Source organism: Nocardia sp. NPDC003183 (assembly GCF_053590715.1).
The window spans coordinates 314,611-330,845 of sequence record NZ_JBSFTG010000004.1 but is presented as its reverse complement, the minus strand read 5'-3'; the positions used below and the strand labels follow the sequence as shown (position 1 = coordinate 330,845).

The window sequence follows — 16,235 nt, the reverse complement described above, 5'->3', positions numbered from 1 at the left end:
GTTGACCGTGGCCAAGGGCAAGCGGACGTTCCAGCCGAACAACCGTCGTCGGGCGCGCGTCCACGGCTTCCGTCTCCGGATGCGGACCCGTGCGGGCCGCGCCATCGTTGCGGCGCGTCGCCGTAAGGGCCGTACCGAACTGACTGCCTGATCGCGCGTAGTCGGACGCTCGGGTGTTGCCTGAGCCGTATCGGTTGCACCACCGTGCCGAATTCTCCCGCACGGTGCGCCGCGGTCAGCGAATCGGGAGGCGAGATCTCGTCGTACACGCGCTCACGCACGCGTACGACGATGTCGCCGACGGCGATTCTCTGGTCCGCGTAGGTGGTCCTCGGTTCGGACTGATTGTCAGCAAGGCGGTGGGAAACGCGGTGGTTCGCCACCGGGTGGCCCGCCGCCTGCGTCATATGTGCGCCCAGGTGGTCGATGAACTGCCGGTCGGCACCGATGTCGTGATCCGGGCACTGCCCGGCGCCGCCACCGCCGATTCCGCCGAGTTGCTGCGCCAGCTGCGCACCGGCCTGCGCAAGCTCGGCTTGCGCGGGGAACCGGAGCTCGCGCTCGGTCGCACCTCGGCCGGTGAACGGCGATGAGGACCCTCACCCGCCTGCCCGCGAAAGCCCTGATCGCCCTGATCGAGCTCTACCGGACCTATGTCTCCCCCACCCGAATGCCGATCTGCCGGTTCACCCCCACCTGCAGTGAGTACGCGGTGACTGCCTTGCGTACCCGCGGGCTGGTCGTCGGATCGGCCCTCACGGTCGTGCGGCTCGCGAAATGCGCGCCCTGGCACCCTGGAGGGTGGGATCCCGTGCCAGAGCGCGGGTCGAATGCCTGCACAAAGTCATCGCCCGCGCTGATCGGCGATACGAACGACGGGAGTACCTAGAGCCGTGCTCGACATCATCTATTGGCCGGTATCCGCAATTCTGTGGTTCTGGCACAAAGCCTTCGGCTTTGTGTTCGGGCCTGACAGCGGTCTCACTTGGGCACTGGCGATCGTGTTCCTCGTGTTCACGCTGCGCCTGGTGCTGTACAAGCCGTTCGTCAAGCAGGTACGCACAACCAAACAGATGCAAGAGCTGCAGCCCCAGATCAAGGAGCTGCAGAAGAAGTACAAGAACGACCGCGAGACCATGGCGAAGGAGATGCAGAAGCTCCAGAAGGAGCACGGCTTCAACCCGCTCATGGGCTGCCTGCCCGTCCTGGTGCAGGTGCCGGTCTTCCTCGGTCTGTTCCATGTGCTTCGTTCGTTCAACCGAACCGGCACCGGCTGGGGCCAGGTCGGGATGTCGAACTATGACAACGCGCATACCGCGAACTACATCTTCAGCGCGGCCGACGTCCAGTCGTTCCTGAGTGCCCGTATCTTCGGTGCGCCGATCGCGGCGTTCATCACCGCGCCGCCCGAGCAGCTGGAAGCCTTCGCGGACTGGGGCGGTACGCCCACGAAGCTGAACATCGCTCTCGTCGCCGTGCCGCTGATGATCATCGCCGGTCTGGCGACCCACTTCAACGCCCGCGCCTCGGTGCAGCGGCAGACTCCCGAAGCCGCCGCCAACCCGCAGGCCGCCATCATGAACAAGCTGTCGCTGTGGGTCTTCCCGCTCGGCGTGATGGTCGGTGGCCCCTTCCTGATGATCGGCATCCTGCTCTACTGGGTGGCCAACAACATCTGGACCTACGGACAGCAGCACCTGGTGTTCGGCCGGATGGAAAAGGAAGACGAAGAGCGTAAGCAGAAGAAGCTGGAGCTGCGGTCGCAGAACGCGCCCAAGCCCGGTGCCAAGCCGGTTGACGTCCGCAAGAAGCAGGACGCCCCGGCCGTCGATGACGAGCCTTCGGTGAACGGCACCGCGGCGACCAACGGCACCACTCCTAAACAGTCGGCCAAGCAGGGCGGTGGCAAGCGCAGGCCCGGCGGGCAGCAGCGGCCGGGTAACCGTGGCCGTGCGAACCAGAAGCGTAAGCGCTGAGACGCGATCGGATAGAGGGAATCCAATGACTGTTGAGACCGAGACCGACGGAGGGGACGCCACTGTGGCGACGACTGCTGTTGACGTCGTGAACGACGCCGAAGAAGCGTTGATCGAAGAGGGCGAGATCGCGGGCGACTACCTCGAGCAGCTACTCGATGTGCTCGACTTCGACGGCGATATCGACCTCGATGTCGAGGGCGACCGCGCCATCGTGAGCATCGACGGCGGCCGTGATCTGACCAAGCTCGTCGGGCGAAACGGTGAAGTGCTCGACGCGCTGCAGGAGCTGACTCGGCTCGCCGTGCAGCAGGCGACCGGCGTGCGTAGCCGTCTGATGCTCGATGTGGCCGGCTGGCGTGCACAGCGCCGGACCGATCTGAGCGAGATCGGCGTCGCCGCCGCGAAGCGGGTGCTCGAGTCGGGCGCACCCGAAGCGCTGTCCGCGATGACTCCGTTCGAGCGCAAGATCGTGCACGACGCTGTCGCCGATATCGATGGCGTAGCGAGCGAGAGTGAAGGCGTCGAGCCGAATCGTCATGTGGTGGTAGTGCCCGAGTAGGCTGACTTCCGCCGTAACCACGAACGATGTGATTAGGCCTCCGGTCTCGGACCGGGGGCTTTTTCATTGCCATCACTCGGAAGGATGTTTCACGTGGAACGAGAACTGGGTGCGCCGTCCGACGAGCAGGAACCGCCCGCCGCCGCTGCCCGAGTGTTCGGCGACCGCTTGGACATCGCCCGCCGGTACTACGCGGCGCTGGCGACGGCCGGTGTGGAACGCGGTCTCATCGGTCCCCGTGAGGTTCCCCGGCTGTGGGAGCGCCACATTCTCAACTGTGCCGTCATCGGCGAGCTGATCGATGAAGGCGCTTCGGTTGTCGATATCGGCAGCGGTGCCGGGCTTCCCGGAATCCCCCTCGCGATCGCCCGGCCCGACCTTCGCATCACTCTCGTGGAACCACTGCTGCGGCGGACGATCTTCCTGAGCGAGTTCATCGAAGAAGCCGGGTTGGATGTCACGGTGGTTCGCGGTCGGGCGGAGCAGTCCGGCGTGATCAAAGAAGCGGGCGGCGCGGATGTCGTCACTTCGCGCGCGGTGGCTCCTCTCGCCAAACTCGCCCACTGGTCGCTCCCCCTTCTTCGCGACCACGGTCGCATGCTCGCTCTCAAAGGAACCAGCGCCGCCGAAGAACTCGAGCGCGACGGTGCCGAGCTGATTCGTGACGGTGCGACCGATCTCCGGGTTGTCGGGTGTGGCGCCGGCATCGTGGAAATCCCCACTCTTGTCATCAGTGCCGAGCTACTCCCCCGCGCCGAGCGTCCGACTCGTCGCAGTGAACGGAAGGCCGCCGGAGTGGAGAAGAAAGCTCGGAAGCGTCGCGAATCCTGATCGACCTGAAATCTCTTCCATCTAGCGGGTTCGCGCGTTTCGTAACGTGACGAATCATGCCGAGGGTCGTTGTATGGGCTTGAGGCGGGTCTATTTTCGGTAGTTGCGGATGGGTGTCGCGTTCGGGGAGCGGAAGTGTTTCACGTGGAACGCGACAGCCGCTCCTCTTCGTTGTTGATCGAATTTCGTCTGCGTCGTGTGGACTTCGCCAGTCGGGTTTGGTCGTGGTGGATTAGCTCGCTCGGTTTGAAGCGGAACGCGATCTGTCCGGGAAGTGCGTTGCCTGTGAGTCGAGGCAGGTCTGGTGAGATCGAATCTTCGGGCTCACGGGTGGGGGTGATTGTCGGGCGTCCCGCTGGGTGGGGTGAGCGTCGGCGAAGTCGAGGGAAATCTGGTCGTCTGTTGTGTGGCAGTTCCTGGGATGGAAGTTGCCGTGAGCGAGCGTGTTCGGCAGCGCGTGTTTGCCGATCAGCAATGGGCGTTGGTGTCCTATCGGAAGGTGTGTGGCATCGGTTCTTCTCGGCGGCAGCTGGGCTCCGCTTCTCTCGTTGAGTAGTGCCACGGTGGTCGTCGCGGGCGACGTGTTCGGCCGGACGCTCGTCGACCGCTTGGGTGTGTGGAGATCGGTGCGGAGAAGTCTGGTGGTGATCGGGCGTCGTTTGGTCCACGTAGGGGTGGGGTCAGAAACTTGGCGGGTCGGATGTCGGCGAGACGGGCTGGGACTGTTGGCCGACGATTCATGTGGATCTGTGTGAGATGCGGCGCGGGGCGAGTGGTGAATTGGTTGGGGTGCTGTGCTGATGCTGAGGGGGTGCTTCTCGGCTGACTCCGGGGTGCGTGGGTGATGGGGAGTGCGGGTGGGATTTGTGGCTGGGATTGGGTGTTCGGTAGTCCCAGGGGTTTGAGGCTGTGTTTTTGGCGCGCTGGCGCGCGTGTCCGCGGCCCTGAGGGGCCGCCGGTCAGCGCTCGAGACTCGCGCCTGCGGCGCATGCGCTTCGAGCGCTGACCGGCGACCCGGCCGCGGACCGGCCACTTCGTGGCCGCCGCTCCCTAGGGGTCGCGGGTGCGGGGTTGGGTGTGCGGTCATGGCGGATCTGGGGAGTGCGGTGTGGCGGGGCGTGCTGTCTGGATGGGAGTGCGGTGCGCGGTCTGGATGCTGGGTGGGAGTGCGGACCCCAGATGGATTTGAGGGCAGGGGTGGATGGGACGGGCTGAGTGTGGGAGCTCTTGGGCGAGCTCGGACCATGCGTTGCGGCACTCATCGGCCGTCTGATGTGGTGCCCCGCTCCCCCGTTGTTTCCCGTGAAACATCGATCGCGGGCGCTAATTTGTGAGTGTTGGGTGTGTCCTTGTCGGCGTGCCGCGATTCAGCTTTCCTAAGTGTCTCGAGGCTGGCAAGCTGTCAGAGTCGGGCGGGAGTGAGCCACCCTCCTCGAGTCTTCGAGTTCTCCACCGACACAGTTAGTTTGTGACGACACGGCGCCGACGTTCGTCGGGGATACGTGATCTGAAGTTTCTCGGGTTAGGAGCAATCTATGTCGAGCGGTCCGGCGAATGTTTCACGGGAAACAGCGTCGCGGGTCCCGGGGATGCTGGATTCCAGCAGCTTCGACGCGGAGACGTTCGGGAATACTCCTTTCGGGCACATCTCCCCGGCCGAGACCCCGATCGCGGCGGAAGCGCAACGCGCCAGCCAGATTCTGCATCCAGGAAAGGTCACTGTGCCGAAACCTCGCGAGCAACGGATCATCACTATCGCCAACCAGAAGGGCGGCGTCGGTAAGACGACTACGACGGTCAATCTCGCTGCGGCGCTAGCGCACCAGGGAATGACGGTCCTTGTGGTCGATCTTGATCCGCAGGGCAACGCGAGTACGGCGCTGGGCGTCGCACACAACTCGGGTGTGCCGTCCAGCTACGAGCTCCTGATCGGTGAAGTGACGGTCAAGGACGCGATCCAAGTGAGCCCGCACAGCGAGCGATTGCTGTGTGTCCCGGCCACGATCGACCTGGCCGGCGCGGAGATCGAACTGGTCTCGATGGTCGCCAGGGAAGGCCGGTTGAAGACCGCGATCCGCGAAGCGGGCATGGTCGGCTTCGACATCGATTACGTGTTGATCGACTGCCCGCCCTCCCTCGGTTTGCTCACGGTCAACGCGCTCGTGGCGGCCAAGGAGGTGCTGATTCCGATCCAGTGTGAGTACTACGCGCTGGAGGGTGTCGGTCAGCTGCTCCGCAATATCGGGCTGGTACAGGCGCACCTGAACCCGGAGCTACACGTGTCGACCGTCCTGCTGACGATGTACGACGGCCGCACCAAGCTGGCCGACCAGGTGGCCGAGGAAGTGCGTAATCACTTCGGCGATGTGGTCCTCAAGTCGATGATCCCGCGCAGCGTGAAGGTCTCGGAGGCGCCGGGCTATGGGATGACCGTGCTCGATTACGATCCAGGCTCGCGCGGTGCGATGAGCTACATGGACGCGGGGCGCGAGCTGGCCGCTCGTGCGCAGCTGAAGCAAGACGCGTCTTAAGCGTGAGTTGGAACGAGGAAGGGATCGGTAGCCGATGAGTCAGGCGAAAAAGGGCGGTCTCGGTCGCGGGTTGGCCGCATTGATCCCGACGGGTCCGGCTGTGGCGCCGGGCTTGAGCAGTGCCGCCGCGAGCGTGATCGGAATCAACCCGATCGGCCCGCAACCGGCCGAGGCGTTCCTGCATCGTGTTCCGGACGCGGAGCCCGCGCCGGAGCCCGAGCCCGAGCCCGAATCCGATCTGGTCTCCCCCGGCGGCGCGGTGTACCGCGAGGTTCCCGCCGACCTGATCGAGCCGAACCCGAAGCAGCCGCGTCAGGTCTTCGAGGAAGACGCACTCGCGGAGCTCGTGCACTCGATTCGCGAGTTCGGTCTCATGCAGCCGATCGTCGTGCGCCGCCTCGAACCGGGCGTCGACAAGTTCCAGTTGGTCATGGGCGAGCGCCGCTGGCGCGCATGCCAAGAGGCCGGACTCGCCACGATCCCGGCCATCATCCGGGACACCGACGACGGCTCGATGCTGCGCGACGCGCTCCTGGAGAACATCCACCGCGTGCAGCTGAACCCCCTCGAGGAGGCGGCGGCCTATCAGCAGCTGCTCGAGGAGTTCGACGTCACGCACGAGGAATTGGCTTCGCGAATCGGTCGCTCGCGGCCGGTGGTGACGAATATGATTCGTTTGCTGAAGCTGCCGATTCCCGTGCAGCGTCGGGTGGCCGCCGGGGTGCTCTCGGCCGGACACGCCAGGGCGCTGCTCGGCTTGGATGCCGGCGCGGACGCACAGGAAGAATTGGCTGCACGAATCGTTCGTGAGGGAATGTCGGTTCGGTCTACGGAGGAAGCGGTGCAACTCGCGAACCGCGAGCCCACGCCGACCGCTCCCCCGGCACCGAAGCGCAAACCGATCCACATGCCGGGTCTGCAAGATGTTGCCGAGAGACTGTCGGGGTCCTACGACACCCGAGTCACGGTCAGCCTCGGCAAGAACAAGGGCAAGATCGTTGTCGAGTTCGGGTCCGTCGAAGATCTCGAGCGCATCGTGGCGCTGATGGAGCAAGTCGGCCCCGAAACGTCACTGTGACTGAAAGAGGCGGCACGTACTGTGGATAGTGATGTGGCGTGAGCGTGGATGAATCCGACAGCTGGAGGCTGAACAGAGCGGTGTCGACCAGCGTCACGGCTTTGACTCTCGACGGGCTCGGTCAGCTCCCGGCGCACACCCGGCGGTGTGTGTTCTGGGAGCTCGACCCGGCCGTCGCCGCGGACTCGCACGCGTTCAGCGATCCGGTCTTCGAAAAGGAAGCCTGGCTCTCGACGGTGATGCTCGAGTGGGGTTCGTGCGGGCAGGTGGCCCACGTGGACAACAACCTCGCGGGCTGTGCGCTGTACTCCCCCCCGAGTGCCGTGCCACGTTCCGCGCTGTTCCCCACGTCCCCAGTAAGCCCGGACGCGGTCCTGCTGACCACGCTGCAGGCCGAATTCCCCTACGATGAGGCCGATGTAGCCCATCGCCTTGTTCAGGCCGTGGTGGCCGATCTGGTGCGTCGTGGCGTGCGAGCGCTGGAAGCATTCGGCATTCGCAACGGCCCACCGTCGAGTTCGGTAGCCGATCGCGGCTTCGGATCGTCGATGCGGTTGATGGAACGGATCGCGGCGCCGCTGCGGGACCCGTCGTCCGCGACGAGGTGCACTCCCGAAACCTGCATGATCGACGCGGATTTCCTCGCCGAGGTCGGTTTCGAAGTGGTGGCCCCGCACCACCGCTTCCCCCGGCTGCGCCTGGAACTCGACTCCGATCACGGCTGGAAGGAAGACGTCGAGCGCGCGCTCGACCAACTCCTGGCGGCGGCGTCGATGGAACCGCCCTCGCGCGTCGGCGCGCACTGACCCGAGACAACAAGAACGGCCCCGCGGACAACCGCGGGGCCGTTGGTCTTGTGTGAGGCTAGACGCGCGGGGCGGGAACATTGCCCGCGTCGGCGGCCGCCAGCTCTTCGGCGAGCAACTCGGCGAAGGTGTAGGTGCCGGTCGGCTGGTCGTCCTGGCCGAGCAGATAGAGCCGCTTCACCGAGATCAGAATCGCTTCGGCGATCACGTCGCGCATGCGCGGGTTGGTGAGCACCGAGGCGTCGTAGTCGTTGGTGAGGTAGCCGAGGTCGACCTGCACGGTCGGCATCTTGGTCAGGCGCAACAGGTCCCAGGTGCGCTGATGAGTCCGGCAGTCCTGCACCGAGGTTCGGGCCACCACTTCGCGCTGGATGAAACCGGCCAGTACCTGACCGATCATCGACACCGAACCGTGCGAGTTGCCCCAGTAGAAACCGGCCACTCCCTTAGCGGACGGGTTGTCACTGGTCGCGCAGCGCAGCGAGATCATCAGGTCGGCATCGAAGGCGTTGGAGGTGTCGGCGCGTTCGACATCGGTGGGGTTGGCGCCCCACGGCCGGGACAGGAAGGTTTCCATACCGGTCGCGGCCATCCGGCCTTCGAGCCTGGAAGCGAGATCCCACAGGATCTCCGACTCGTAGACGTCACCGTATTCGGTGGGTACCGCGAAACCCTTGTCGGCGCCGCCGAATCCGGGGTCGATGACGATCCGCTTGCCGGTGAGCTGCGGGCCCGCCCGGTGCACCACTTCTTCCTCGGCGATGCGATGCGGGTTGCCGCCGGTGACGCGCGCGCCGAGCAGATCCAGCGAGCGCAAGGTGTCGGGTCCGCAGATACCGTCGGCGGACAGGCCGATCTCGCGCTGGAACGCGCTGAGCCCGTCGTGGGTGTGCGGGCCGAAGTGCCCGTCCACCCGGTACACGTAGAAGCCGAGATCCTGCAGCTTGCGCTGCAGGGTGGCCACGTCGTCACCGTAGAGCGGCGCCGACAATTGGTAGATCAACGTGCGAGCACCCAGCCGGTAGGAGGCTTCCTTCAGCGCGCGATAGGTGGCCGGACCGACCACCCCGTCGACGAGCAGACCGCGCTGCTGCTGGAACGCGCGGATCGCCGAATCGAGGGGCCGATCGAACACCGCCTCGGTGTCCTTCCAATACTCCGGTCCGTCAGTGGATTCGACGTGTGGGAGATGCAGGAAACCGAGGCTTGCGAGGGTGCTCCGAACCTCTGCGACGGCTGGTCCTGAATCGCCGTGACGAAGTCGGTGCATGCGTAAGAGCCCTTTCCTTCGGCCGGAGCGTCCGTCGATTGTCTCAGACCCGGGCCGCTTTGCGGGAATCCCGGGTCCAGGCATCCTACGGCGCGTCGGCCGGTAGGAGACGCTTTTATCGGATGCTCTGTGTTAGATGAGACCGTCGAGCTCGCGCAGCAGCGCCGCCTTACCTTTCGCGCCGACGATCTGCTTCACCGGCTTGCCACCCTGGAACAAGATCATCGTGGGCAGCGACAGGATCTGGTAGTCGCGGGCGGTGCCGGGATTGGCCTCGGTGTCGAGCTTGGCGATGGTCAGCTTGTCGGCGTGGGTGCCTGCGATCTCCTCCAGCACGGGGGCGACCATCTTGCACGGGCCGCACCAGTCGGCCCAGAAGTCGACGAGCACCGGCTTTTCGCTGAGCAGGACGTCGTCGGCGAAGGACTGGTCGGTGACGGTGATGGTGTTGGCACTCTCGGCCATGGGTGTCTCCTCGACAGGGGTGGAACTCGAAATCAGTTGGCGCGCACGGCGGCCGGGCCATCGGCGTGGTCGAGCGTGTTGGCGGTGATGTCGCCCTGCTCGGCGAGCCAGCGTTCGGCGTCGATCGCGGCGCGGCAGCCGGTGCCCGCGGCGGTGATCGCCTGCCGGTAGGTGTGGTCGACGAGGTCGCCCACGGCGAAAACACCCGCGACATCGGTGGCTGTGCCCGGATCGGTCACCTGCACATAGCCTTCGCCGTCGAGTGCGACCTGGCCCTTGACGAGTTCGCTGCGCGGATCGTGCCCGATGGCGACGAACAGGCCGGTCGCGTCGAGCTCGGACTCCGCGCCGGTGCGGGTGTCGCGCAGGGTGAGGCTGGTGACGCTCTTCTCACCGTTGACCTTCACGACCTCGGAGTTGAGCTGGAACTTGATCTTCTCGTTGGCCTTGGCACGCTCGAGCATGATCCGTGACGCACGGAACTCCTCACGGCGGTGCACGATGGTGACGCTCGCGGCGAACTTGGTGAGGAAGGTCGCTTCCTCCATGGCGGAGTCGCCGCCGCCGACCACGACGATGTCCTGGCCCTTGAAGAAGAAGCCGTCGCAGGTGGCGCAGGCGCTCACACCGCGGCCGAGCAGGTCCTGCTCCCCCGGCACGTTCAGGTAGCGCGCGGCCGAACCCATCGCGAGGATCACGGCGTAGGCCTCGAAGGTCTCGTCACCGACGGTGACCTTCTTCACGGGGCCGGACAGGTCGATCGCGTCGACGTCCTCGGTGCGCAGCTCGGCGCCGAAACGCTTGGCCTGGTCGCGCATCTGCTCCATGAGGTCGGGGCCCATGATGCCGTCGCGGAAGCCGGGGAAGTTCTCCACCTCGGTGGTGGTCATCAGGGCGCCACCGAACTGGGTGCCCTCGAAGACCAGCGGCGAAAGCTCCGCGCGGGCGGCGTAGACGGCCGCCGTGTAGCCGGCGGGTCCTGAGCCGACGATGATCAGGTCGCGAACTGGCGTGCTCATGGGGACCTTCCGAGAAGTAAAGCTGGGACGTGTCGGTCAACAACAGCCTAAACGGTGTTGTTCCCGGTATTTCTTTGCGGCTGGTCCCTCAGCCGATGTCGCGGAGGGTGAGCCGTTCCGGGGTGCCGGTGGTGCAGCCGGTACCGACCACCAGGGCGGTGATGGTGGGGGCCTGCTCGCCCTGGACGAGGACCAGGACGGCGTCGGAGCCACGGAAAGTGATATTCGACGCTCCCAGCACCGCGCGGTCGATGCCGTTGGCTTGCACGCAGCGGGTGAGGGCCGCTTCGTCGGCCAGCGGGCCGATCACGTCGCGTTTGCCCAGTGCGCGGAGTGCGGCGGCGGTGGTGAGTTCGTCGGCGGCCGCCGGTTCGGTGAACGGCGCGGCGGTGGGGGTGCCCTCGGTGGTGTCGAACGTGCTGAACACGGCACCGGCGCCCGCCAGGACGGCCACGGTGGCGGCGGCCGCGGCGAGTAGCCCCAGTCGGCGCCGGGAGCGGTAGCGATCCAGCGAGATCGGGGCCTCGCCGGCCGGTGCGGGGGGAACAGCGGCGAGCGGCGTGATGCGCTCGGTCGGGCCCTCCCCCGCGTCGAGTTCGGCGACGAATCGGAACATGCGGTCGGCCACGTCGTCGGGCATGCGGTGCATGACCCGCTCGTCGGTGGCGAGCGTGCGGAGGTGGGTGTTCACCTCGTCGAGCTTGTTCAGGTAGTGCAGCGCGTCTTCGTCGGTGCGGACCACGGGCCACAGCTGCTCGCACAATTCGGGCGCGAGGTTGTCGGCATGCAGATCGGCCAGCAGTTCCGACGGGAACGGAGGCTGCGGCACGGATCGAGACACCCTCGCACCTCCCCTGTTCTGTCGATATCGGATCGCAGGATTTACATCGCTGACTTGTTCGTCACTGTTAATGACGCATCCCGACTACATCCGGTTCCCTGGATCCCGGAAAAATTCCAAACGTTCTTGCAAACGTACGCGCGCTCGGGCGCATCGGCTCTTGATCGTGCCCGGCGCCACGCCGAGCGCAGCGGCGGTTTCGGCGACGCTGCGGCCCTCCATCTCGGTCATGACCAGGGCCAATCGTTGTTCGTCAGGGAGGGTGAACAGCGCCTCGCTCACGACGGTGGACAGTTCGTAGTGCGCGAAGGCGTCGTGCGGATCGACCGCCTCGGGCATGGTGTCGGGCAGGATCGACACGGCGCGACGGGTCTTGTTGCGCCGGATCCGGTCGAGGCAGGCATTCACCACGATCGCGTGCAGCCAGCTGCGCACCTCGGATTCGGCGCGGAACGAGTCGGCGGTGCGATGGGCCGAGAACAAGGCGTCCTGCAGACAGTCGGCGGCGTCCTCGCGGTTGTAGGACGTGCGCAGCGCGGTCTGCCAGAGATGGTCGGAATGCCTGCGCAGCAGTTCGGCGAAGACATACGGTTCCCCGCGAACGTGGGCGGCAAGCAGTTGCTTGTCGCTGCCGTTCTCCAGGAACGAGCGGACGCTGGGCGCGACCTGCCGCGGTGGCACACCGCGGACTTGCTCGTTGACATCCGGCGACAAAACTGACCCCTTGGACAGCGCTCATTACGGCGACTTCGAGCCGACGAACAAGGCCGATCCATCACCTGACTACAACGCGACGTCCAGGATCGACGTCAACAAATCCTGGGTAACTCTCAACCGAGAGCGCGGGGGGATCATATCGTTGATAACAATTACGCACCAACCGGACCGCGGTTCGATGAAGATCGGCAATGGGCCCGGAAATGATCGACCACCTGCGCAGATAGCAGAGGTGGGAGGGTTTTACGGCGCGATGAGACTAAGGGGCCGCGTCGAAGCGGACGTCGGCGATCGCGGTCTGGAACTGACCGCCGGAATTCGCCAGTCCGGTGATCCAGACGAGCACGAAACGAGCGGCCTGATCGGTCTGCACGGCGATATCGGTGACGCCGTCACCGAGCTTGGCCGAACCGATCAGCTGGGTCTGGTCGAGCGTGGGCGCCTCGGTGGGCGAGGTACGGATCTCGACCGTGCTGCCCGCACTGGGTGAGGTGATCGACACATTGGTGAGCTTGGCCGGCGTCGGCAGCGTGGCCAGCAGCCCCACGCCCTTCTTGAGGGCGGGGAACTGCTGGAAGTACTGATCGGTGCGCCACACCGTCGCCGCGTTGTGGTCGAGCACCGCGCCCGCCGCCGCGGCGCCGTCGGGGGTGCCCTCCGGGGAGAACACCGCGGCACCGGTGACCGGCACCGGCACACTCGTCGGCGGTGCCGCGGGGTCGTCGGCGGGCGGTGCGGACGCCGCGGGCGGAGCCACACTCGAGGTGAGGCCGATATTGATCTGCTGGTCCAGCGGCTTGTCCGACGCGCCGGGCGCGAAGATGCTGACCATCCACCAGATCAGCACGCCGACCACCAGCGCGGCGAGCACGCCGAGGCCGACCATGATCCACATCATCCGCTTGGAGCGTTCCCGCTCGGCCGCGAGCAGTTCCGGGTCGGCGAGTGAATCGGCACCGGGGGCCACAGCCCGCTGACCCAGACGTAAGACCGGAATGAAGTCGGTCTTCTGATCGACGACCGAGGCCTGCTCGAGCACGTGCTGCACGGTGGCAGCGGTGCGCACGCCCTTGTTGGATTCCAGCGAGCGAACCGCGACGGCCGAGATCTCGAACGGCACCTCCGGCCGGATCTGGCGCGGTTCCACCGGCGTGCCGTCCGGCCCGAAATCGGCCAGTCGCAGGCCGCCGATGGTGGCCGCCGACCCGGTGACACCACCGACGCGAATCGGCCAGCGTGCGGTGATCAGGGCGTAGAGCATCGCGCCGAGGCCGCGGACGTCGCCTTGCGCGTCGGAATCGCCGAGGGTGCCGGGGAACGCGAGGACGGCGTCACCGGAGGCACTGATCCGGATCCGATCGGGGTGATCGATCGACAGCGAGCCGCCGCCACGGTGCGCGAGTTCGGCCGCCGAGGCGAGCGCCCTGATGGCCCTGGCCGCGCCGACCGGCGACGGCACGGTCTCGGCCATCTCACGCAGCGAACGACCGGGGGTCCACTCGGCCACGACGATGCCGCCGGAGCTGCCACGGACCACGTCGAGCACCCTGGCCAGGCCGGGCGAATTGATCCGGCCCAATCGCAGCGTGCGCGACAGCACCGCCTGCGGGCCGTCGTGACCGGAGTTCTCGCCCGAGGTCTGATCCGCGTCCACGAAGGTCAGCGCGACCTCGCGATCGAGCTTGATATCGAGTGCCTGCCAGAACTTCAGCCCGCGCGCACCCCCGTGACCGGCCAGCAATCGGTACCGGCCACCGGCGACGGACGCGCCGGGGATGAGCTTGGGGCCACGCTGTCCACGGTTGGCCGCCGCGCTCGGGGGCACCTGCGGGGGAATCGGCAGCATGCCGGTGTCGTATGTCGGATCGTGCGGCGGCATGGCCGAACGTGCGTCGTCTTCGTGCGTATCGCCTTCGTCTGGCGCGTCGGTATGTTCGGAATCCGTCGAGTTCGGCGCATCGGGCCCGACCTCGGTGGACATTCCTGCTGCCGCGCGCGCCGCAGAATCAGCGGCCGGGACGCCGCCCACCGCGTCATCGCTCACCCTCGGTCCTCCTTCGGCCTGAAAACCCGTGTCGGTCTGCGGAACAGCGTACGGGAACTGTGCTTTACCGGTGCTGTCAACAGCGCCCGGTCGAATGACGGGAAGCACCATGGTCTGGGTGTCCAAAGACTGCCCATATGCGGGGAATCCGTAGGTATCGGGACGGCGCAGGACGGTGGTCGCGTAGATGTCGTCTGCCGGGGTGTCGTCGAGTCCGAGATCCGGCGCGGGCGGGGTGATGCCGAGCTTGCGCGAGATCGCCACGGTGATGGCGACGACCTCGGGGATACCGGCCAGACGCATCAGGCCGAAGGCCACCGAGAACATGACCAGCGAATCGACGACAACGCGCAGCAGCGAGCCCGCGCCGCCGGAGACACGGTCGAGTCCGGTCACCGAGTCGACGATCAGCATCACCGCGCCGCCCGCGATCGAGGCGAGCAACACTCTGGTCACAGTTCGGCCGACATTGACCATTCGCAGGTCGCCGAGGCTGCGGTGCAGCAGCACGCCGCCGATCACCGCGCCCGCGGTGAATCCGAGGCCGGTGGCGACACCGAGAACGATCACCACGTCGTCGCTGTCGCGGGCGATGACCGGTGCCAGCGCCGAGATCAGGATCTTGATCGTCGTGATGCCGAGGATGATCCAGGTCGGTGTCCATGCCTGCTCGCGCGCGTAGAACACCCGCAGATGGATGAGTACGAGCGAATACGGGATGAGCGAGAACGCCGACCAGCTCACCGCGCTGCCGAGCCGTTCGGCGTCACCGGAGAATCGCGCGTAGCCGTAGAGCGCCTGGCCGATCTCCGGGCCCGCGAGCGTCATGAAGGTGACGATCGGCAGCATCGCGATCATCGTGAGTCGCGTGGCTACGGACAGGTCGTCGACCACGGCGGGGGTGTCGTCGTCGGCGGCGCTGCGGCTCAGCCTCGGCATGATCGCGGTGAGCAGGGTTACCCCGATCACGCCGTAGGGCAGCTGCAACAGCGCCCACGCGTTCGCGAAGATCGCGGGACCCGCTTCGTCGGCCGAGGAGGCGATGTTGTTCGCGACCACCAAGCCGACCTGGCTGATCAGCACGTACAAGATGATCGCGATGCCCATCTTGCCGAACTGCTTGAGCCGCGCGTCGACTCCCCACAGCGGACGCAGGTTGATCCCGTGCCTGCGGATCGCGGGCAGCAGGCAGAGCGCCTGTGTCGCCACGCCCGCGGTGATGCCGAGGCCGAGGACCAGCAGTTTCGGGTCGCTCATGCGCACCGGGTCGAGCGTGATCTCGCCGGGTGTCAGCGCGTAGACCGCCAGCACCGTCAACGCGACCACATTGTTCATCACGGGTGCCCACGCACCCGGTTTGAACGCCTGTCTGGTGTTGAGGATCGCGGTGAACAGCGCGGACATGCCATAGAAGAGCAGCGCGGGTGCCAGTAGGTAGGTCAGCGCGACGGTCAGGTTCGTATTCACCTTGCCGTCGGAGGAGACGAGCACGTGACCGGCCAGGATCGGCGTGGCCGCCAAGGTGAGCACCGTGGCGACGAACAGCACGGTGAAGGCCGCCGTCACCAATCTGCGCACGAACGCGGCGCCGTTGTCGGCGTCCTCCTGCTCGGCGCGGATCAGGGTCGGCACGACGATGGCGGTGAGCACGGCGCCGAGGACGAGCTCGGCGACCATGTTCGGGATCAGGTTCGCCGAGATGAACGCACTCGCGATGGCCGGACCGAGCACGGTCAGCAACAGCAGCTGTTTGGCGAATCCGGTGATCCGGCTGATCAGCGTCGCGACGGCGATCGAACCCGAGTCCTTGAGCAGCTTCGCGTTGGCACTCATCGGGGCGCCGCCCGCCTTGCCGGCAGGTTCGGCCGCTACCTTCTTCGGCCGGGCGATGACCTGAGTCCGCTCCGCTGACCGATCGCCGGCGGGCACACCGCTCGCGTTCCGTCCACGATCGCCGAATCCGGCGCCTGCCTGGCGGCCATCCCGCGCGGGGTCCGCGGCGGGCATCCCGGGGAAACTCCCCCGCGACGGCATCGGACGTCCCTGCTCCGGCGGAGCTTGCCTGCGGGCACCGGCCTGATCGGGCCGATCCTGT

At 66.4% G+C, this 16,235-nt stretch carries 15 protein-coding genes; 9 read left to right on the top strand and 6 right to left on the bottom strand.

Annotated elements, in window-relative coordinates:
• Positions 1 to 7: 7 nt before the first annotated feature.
• From rpmH to ACWDXS_RS17405, 9 genes are all read left to right on the top strand, one after another.
• Positions 8 to 151 carry a 50S ribosomal protein L34 gene (gene rpmH / locus ACWDXS_RS17445; protein WP_082843828.1) on the top strand — a complete coding sequence of 48 codons (144 nt, stop codon included), beginning with the start codon at positions 8 to 10 and terminating at the stop codon, positions 149 to 151.
• Between the two features lie 22 nt (positions 152 to 173).
• The gene (gene rnpA / locus ACWDXS_RS17440) at positions 174 to 593 is read left to right on the top strand and encodes a ribonuclease P protein component (protein WP_378634616.1); all 420 of its coding nucleotides are present in this window, start codon (positions 174 to 176) and stop codon (positions 591 to 593) included.
• Positions 590 to 889, top strand: coding sequence for a membrane protein insertion efficiency factor YidD (gene yidD, locus ACWDXS_RS17435; protein WP_101465063.1), 300 nt, complete (start codon positions 590 to 592; stop codon positions 887 to 889). Before rnpA ends, yidD begins: the two co-directional genes overlap by 4 nt.
• A 4-nt stretch (positions 890 to 893) precedes the next feature.
• Positions 894 to 1,976 carry a membrane protein insertase YidC gene (gene yidC / locus ACWDXS_RS17430; RefSeq protein WP_378989376.1) on the top strand — a complete coding sequence of 361 codons (1,083 nt, stop codon included), beginning with the start codon at positions 894 to 896 and terminating at the stop codon, positions 1,974 to 1,976.
• A gap of 25 nt (positions 1,977 to 2,001) precedes the next feature.
• Positions 2,002 to 2,538, top strand: coding sequence for a Jag family protein (locus tag ACWDXS_RS17425; protein WP_266294803.1), 537 nt, complete (start codon positions 2,002 to 2,004; stop codon positions 2,536 to 2,538).
• 84 nt (positions 2,539 to 2,622) lie between these two features.
• Positions 2,623 to 3,369 carry a 16S rRNA (guanine(527)-N(7))-methyltransferase RsmG gene (gene rsmG / locus ACWDXS_RS17420; RefSeq protein ID WP_378989375.1) on the top strand — a complete coding sequence of 249 codons (747 nt, stop codon included), beginning with the start codon at positions 2,623 to 2,625 and terminating at the stop codon, positions 3,367 to 3,369.
• A gap of 1,535 nt (positions 3,370 to 4,904) precedes the next feature.
• Positions 4,905 to 5,900 (top strand): ParA family protein, encoded by a 996-nt coding sequence (locus ACWDXS_RS17415; RefSeq protein ID WP_378989374.1) that lies wholly within the window; start codon positions 4,905 to 4,907, stop codon positions 5,898 to 5,900.
• Between the two features lie 34 nt (positions 5,901 to 5,934).
• The gene (locus tag ACWDXS_RS17410) at positions 5,935 to 6,978 is read left to right on the top strand and encodes a ParB/RepB/Spo0J family partition protein (RefSeq protein ID WP_449966737.1); all 1,044 of its coding nucleotides are present in this window, start codon (positions 5,935 to 5,937) and stop codon (positions 6,976 to 6,978) included.
• A gap of 80 nt (positions 6,979 to 7,058) precedes the next feature.
• Positions 7,059 to 7,784 (top strand): GNAT family N-acetyltransferase, encoded by a 726-nt coding sequence (locus ACWDXS_RS17405; RefSeq protein WP_378635240.1) that lies wholly within the window; start codon positions 7,059 to 7,061, stop codon positions 7,782 to 7,784.
• A gap of 58 nt (positions 7,785 to 7,842) precedes the next feature.
• Here ACWDXS_RS17405 and ACWDXS_RS17400 read toward each other — a convergent pair whose 3' ends face one another.
• From ACWDXS_RS17400 to ACWDXS_RS17375, 6 genes are all read right to left on the bottom strand, one after another.
• Positions 7,843 to 9,054, bottom strand: a complete 1,212-nt coding sequence (locus tag ACWDXS_RS17400; RefSeq protein WP_378989372.1) for an N-acetylmuramoyl-L-alanine amidase — start codon at positions 9,052 to 9,054, stop codon at positions 7,843 to 7,845.
• Between the two features lie 132 nt (positions 9,055 to 9,186).
• Positions 9,187 to 9,519: a thioredoxin gene (gene trxA / locus ACWDXS_RS17395; RefSeq protein WP_189031738.1), complete on the bottom strand. Its 333-nt coding sequence runs from the start codon at positions 9,517 to 9,519 to the stop codon at positions 9,187 to 9,189.
• A 32-nt stretch (positions 9,520 to 9,551) separates the two neighbouring features.
• Complete coding sequence (gene trxB, locus ACWDXS_RS17390; protein ID WP_378634632.1) at positions 9,552 to 10,538, bottom strand: thioredoxin-disulfide reductase; 987 nt, start codon at positions 10,536 to 10,538, stop codon at positions 9,552 to 9,554.
• A gap of 88 nt (positions 10,539 to 10,626) precedes the next feature.
• The gene (locus ACWDXS_RS17385) at positions 10,627 to 11,367 is read right to left on the bottom strand and encodes a hypothetical protein (protein ID WP_378989371.1); all 741 of its coding nucleotides are present in this window, start codon (positions 11,365 to 11,367) and stop codon (positions 10,627 to 10,629) included.
• A gap of 96 nt (positions 11,368 to 11,463) precedes the next feature.
• A complete protein-coding gene (gene sigM, locus ACWDXS_RS17380; protein WP_378635242.1) occupies positions 11,464 to 12,060 on the bottom strand; it encodes an RNA polymerase sigma factor SigM in 597 nt (198 codons plus the stop codon).
• 295 nt (positions 12,061 to 12,355) lie between these two features.
• The gene (locus ACWDXS_RS17375; RefSeq protein WP_387446175.1) at positions 12,356 to 15,973 is read right to left on the bottom strand and encodes a murein biosynthesis integral membrane protein MurJ; all 3,618 of its coding nucleotides are present in this window, start codon (positions 15,971 to 15,973) and stop codon (positions 12,356 to 12,358) included.
• Positions 15,974 to 16,235 lie beyond the last annotated feature (262 nt).

Excerpts from the sequence above, each read along its gene's own strand:
- yidD (WP_101465063.1), top strand. The coding sequence starts at position 590 with ATGAGGACCCTCACCCGCCTGCCCGCGAAAGCCCTGATCGCCCTGATC.
- ACWDXS_RS17425 (WP_266294803.1), top strand. The coding sequence starts at position 2,002 with ATGACTGTTGAGACCGAGACCGACGGAGGGGACGCCACTGTGGCGACG.
- rsmG (WP_378989375.1), top strand. The coding sequence starts at position 2,623 with ATGTTTCACGTGGAACGAGAACTGGGTGCGCCGTCCGACGAGCAGGAA.
- ACWDXS_RS17415 (WP_378989374.1), top strand. The coding sequence starts at position 4,905 with ATGTCGAGCGGTCCGGCGAATGTTTCACGGGAAACAGCGTCGCGGGTC.
- ACWDXS_RS17410 (WP_449966737.1), top strand. The coding sequence starts at position 5,935 with ATGAGTCAGGCGAAAAAGGGCGGTCTCGGTCGCGGGTTGGCCGCATTG.
- ACWDXS_RS17400 (WP_378989372.1), bottom strand. The coding sequence starts at position 9,054 with ATGCACCGACTTCGTCACGGCGATTCAGGACCAGCCGTCGCAGAGGTT.
- trxA (WP_189031738.1), bottom strand. The coding sequence starts at position 9,519 with ATGGCCGAGAGTGCCAACACCATCACCGTCACCGACCAGTCCTTCGCC.
- trxB (WP_378634632.1), bottom strand. The coding sequence starts at position 10,538 with ATGAGCACGCCAGTTCGCGACCTGATCATCGTCGGCTCAGGACCCGCC.
- ACWDXS_RS17375 (WP_387446175.1), bottom strand. The coding sequence starts at position 15,973 with ATGAGTGCCAACGCGAAGCTGCTCAAGGACTCGGGTTCGATCGCCGTC.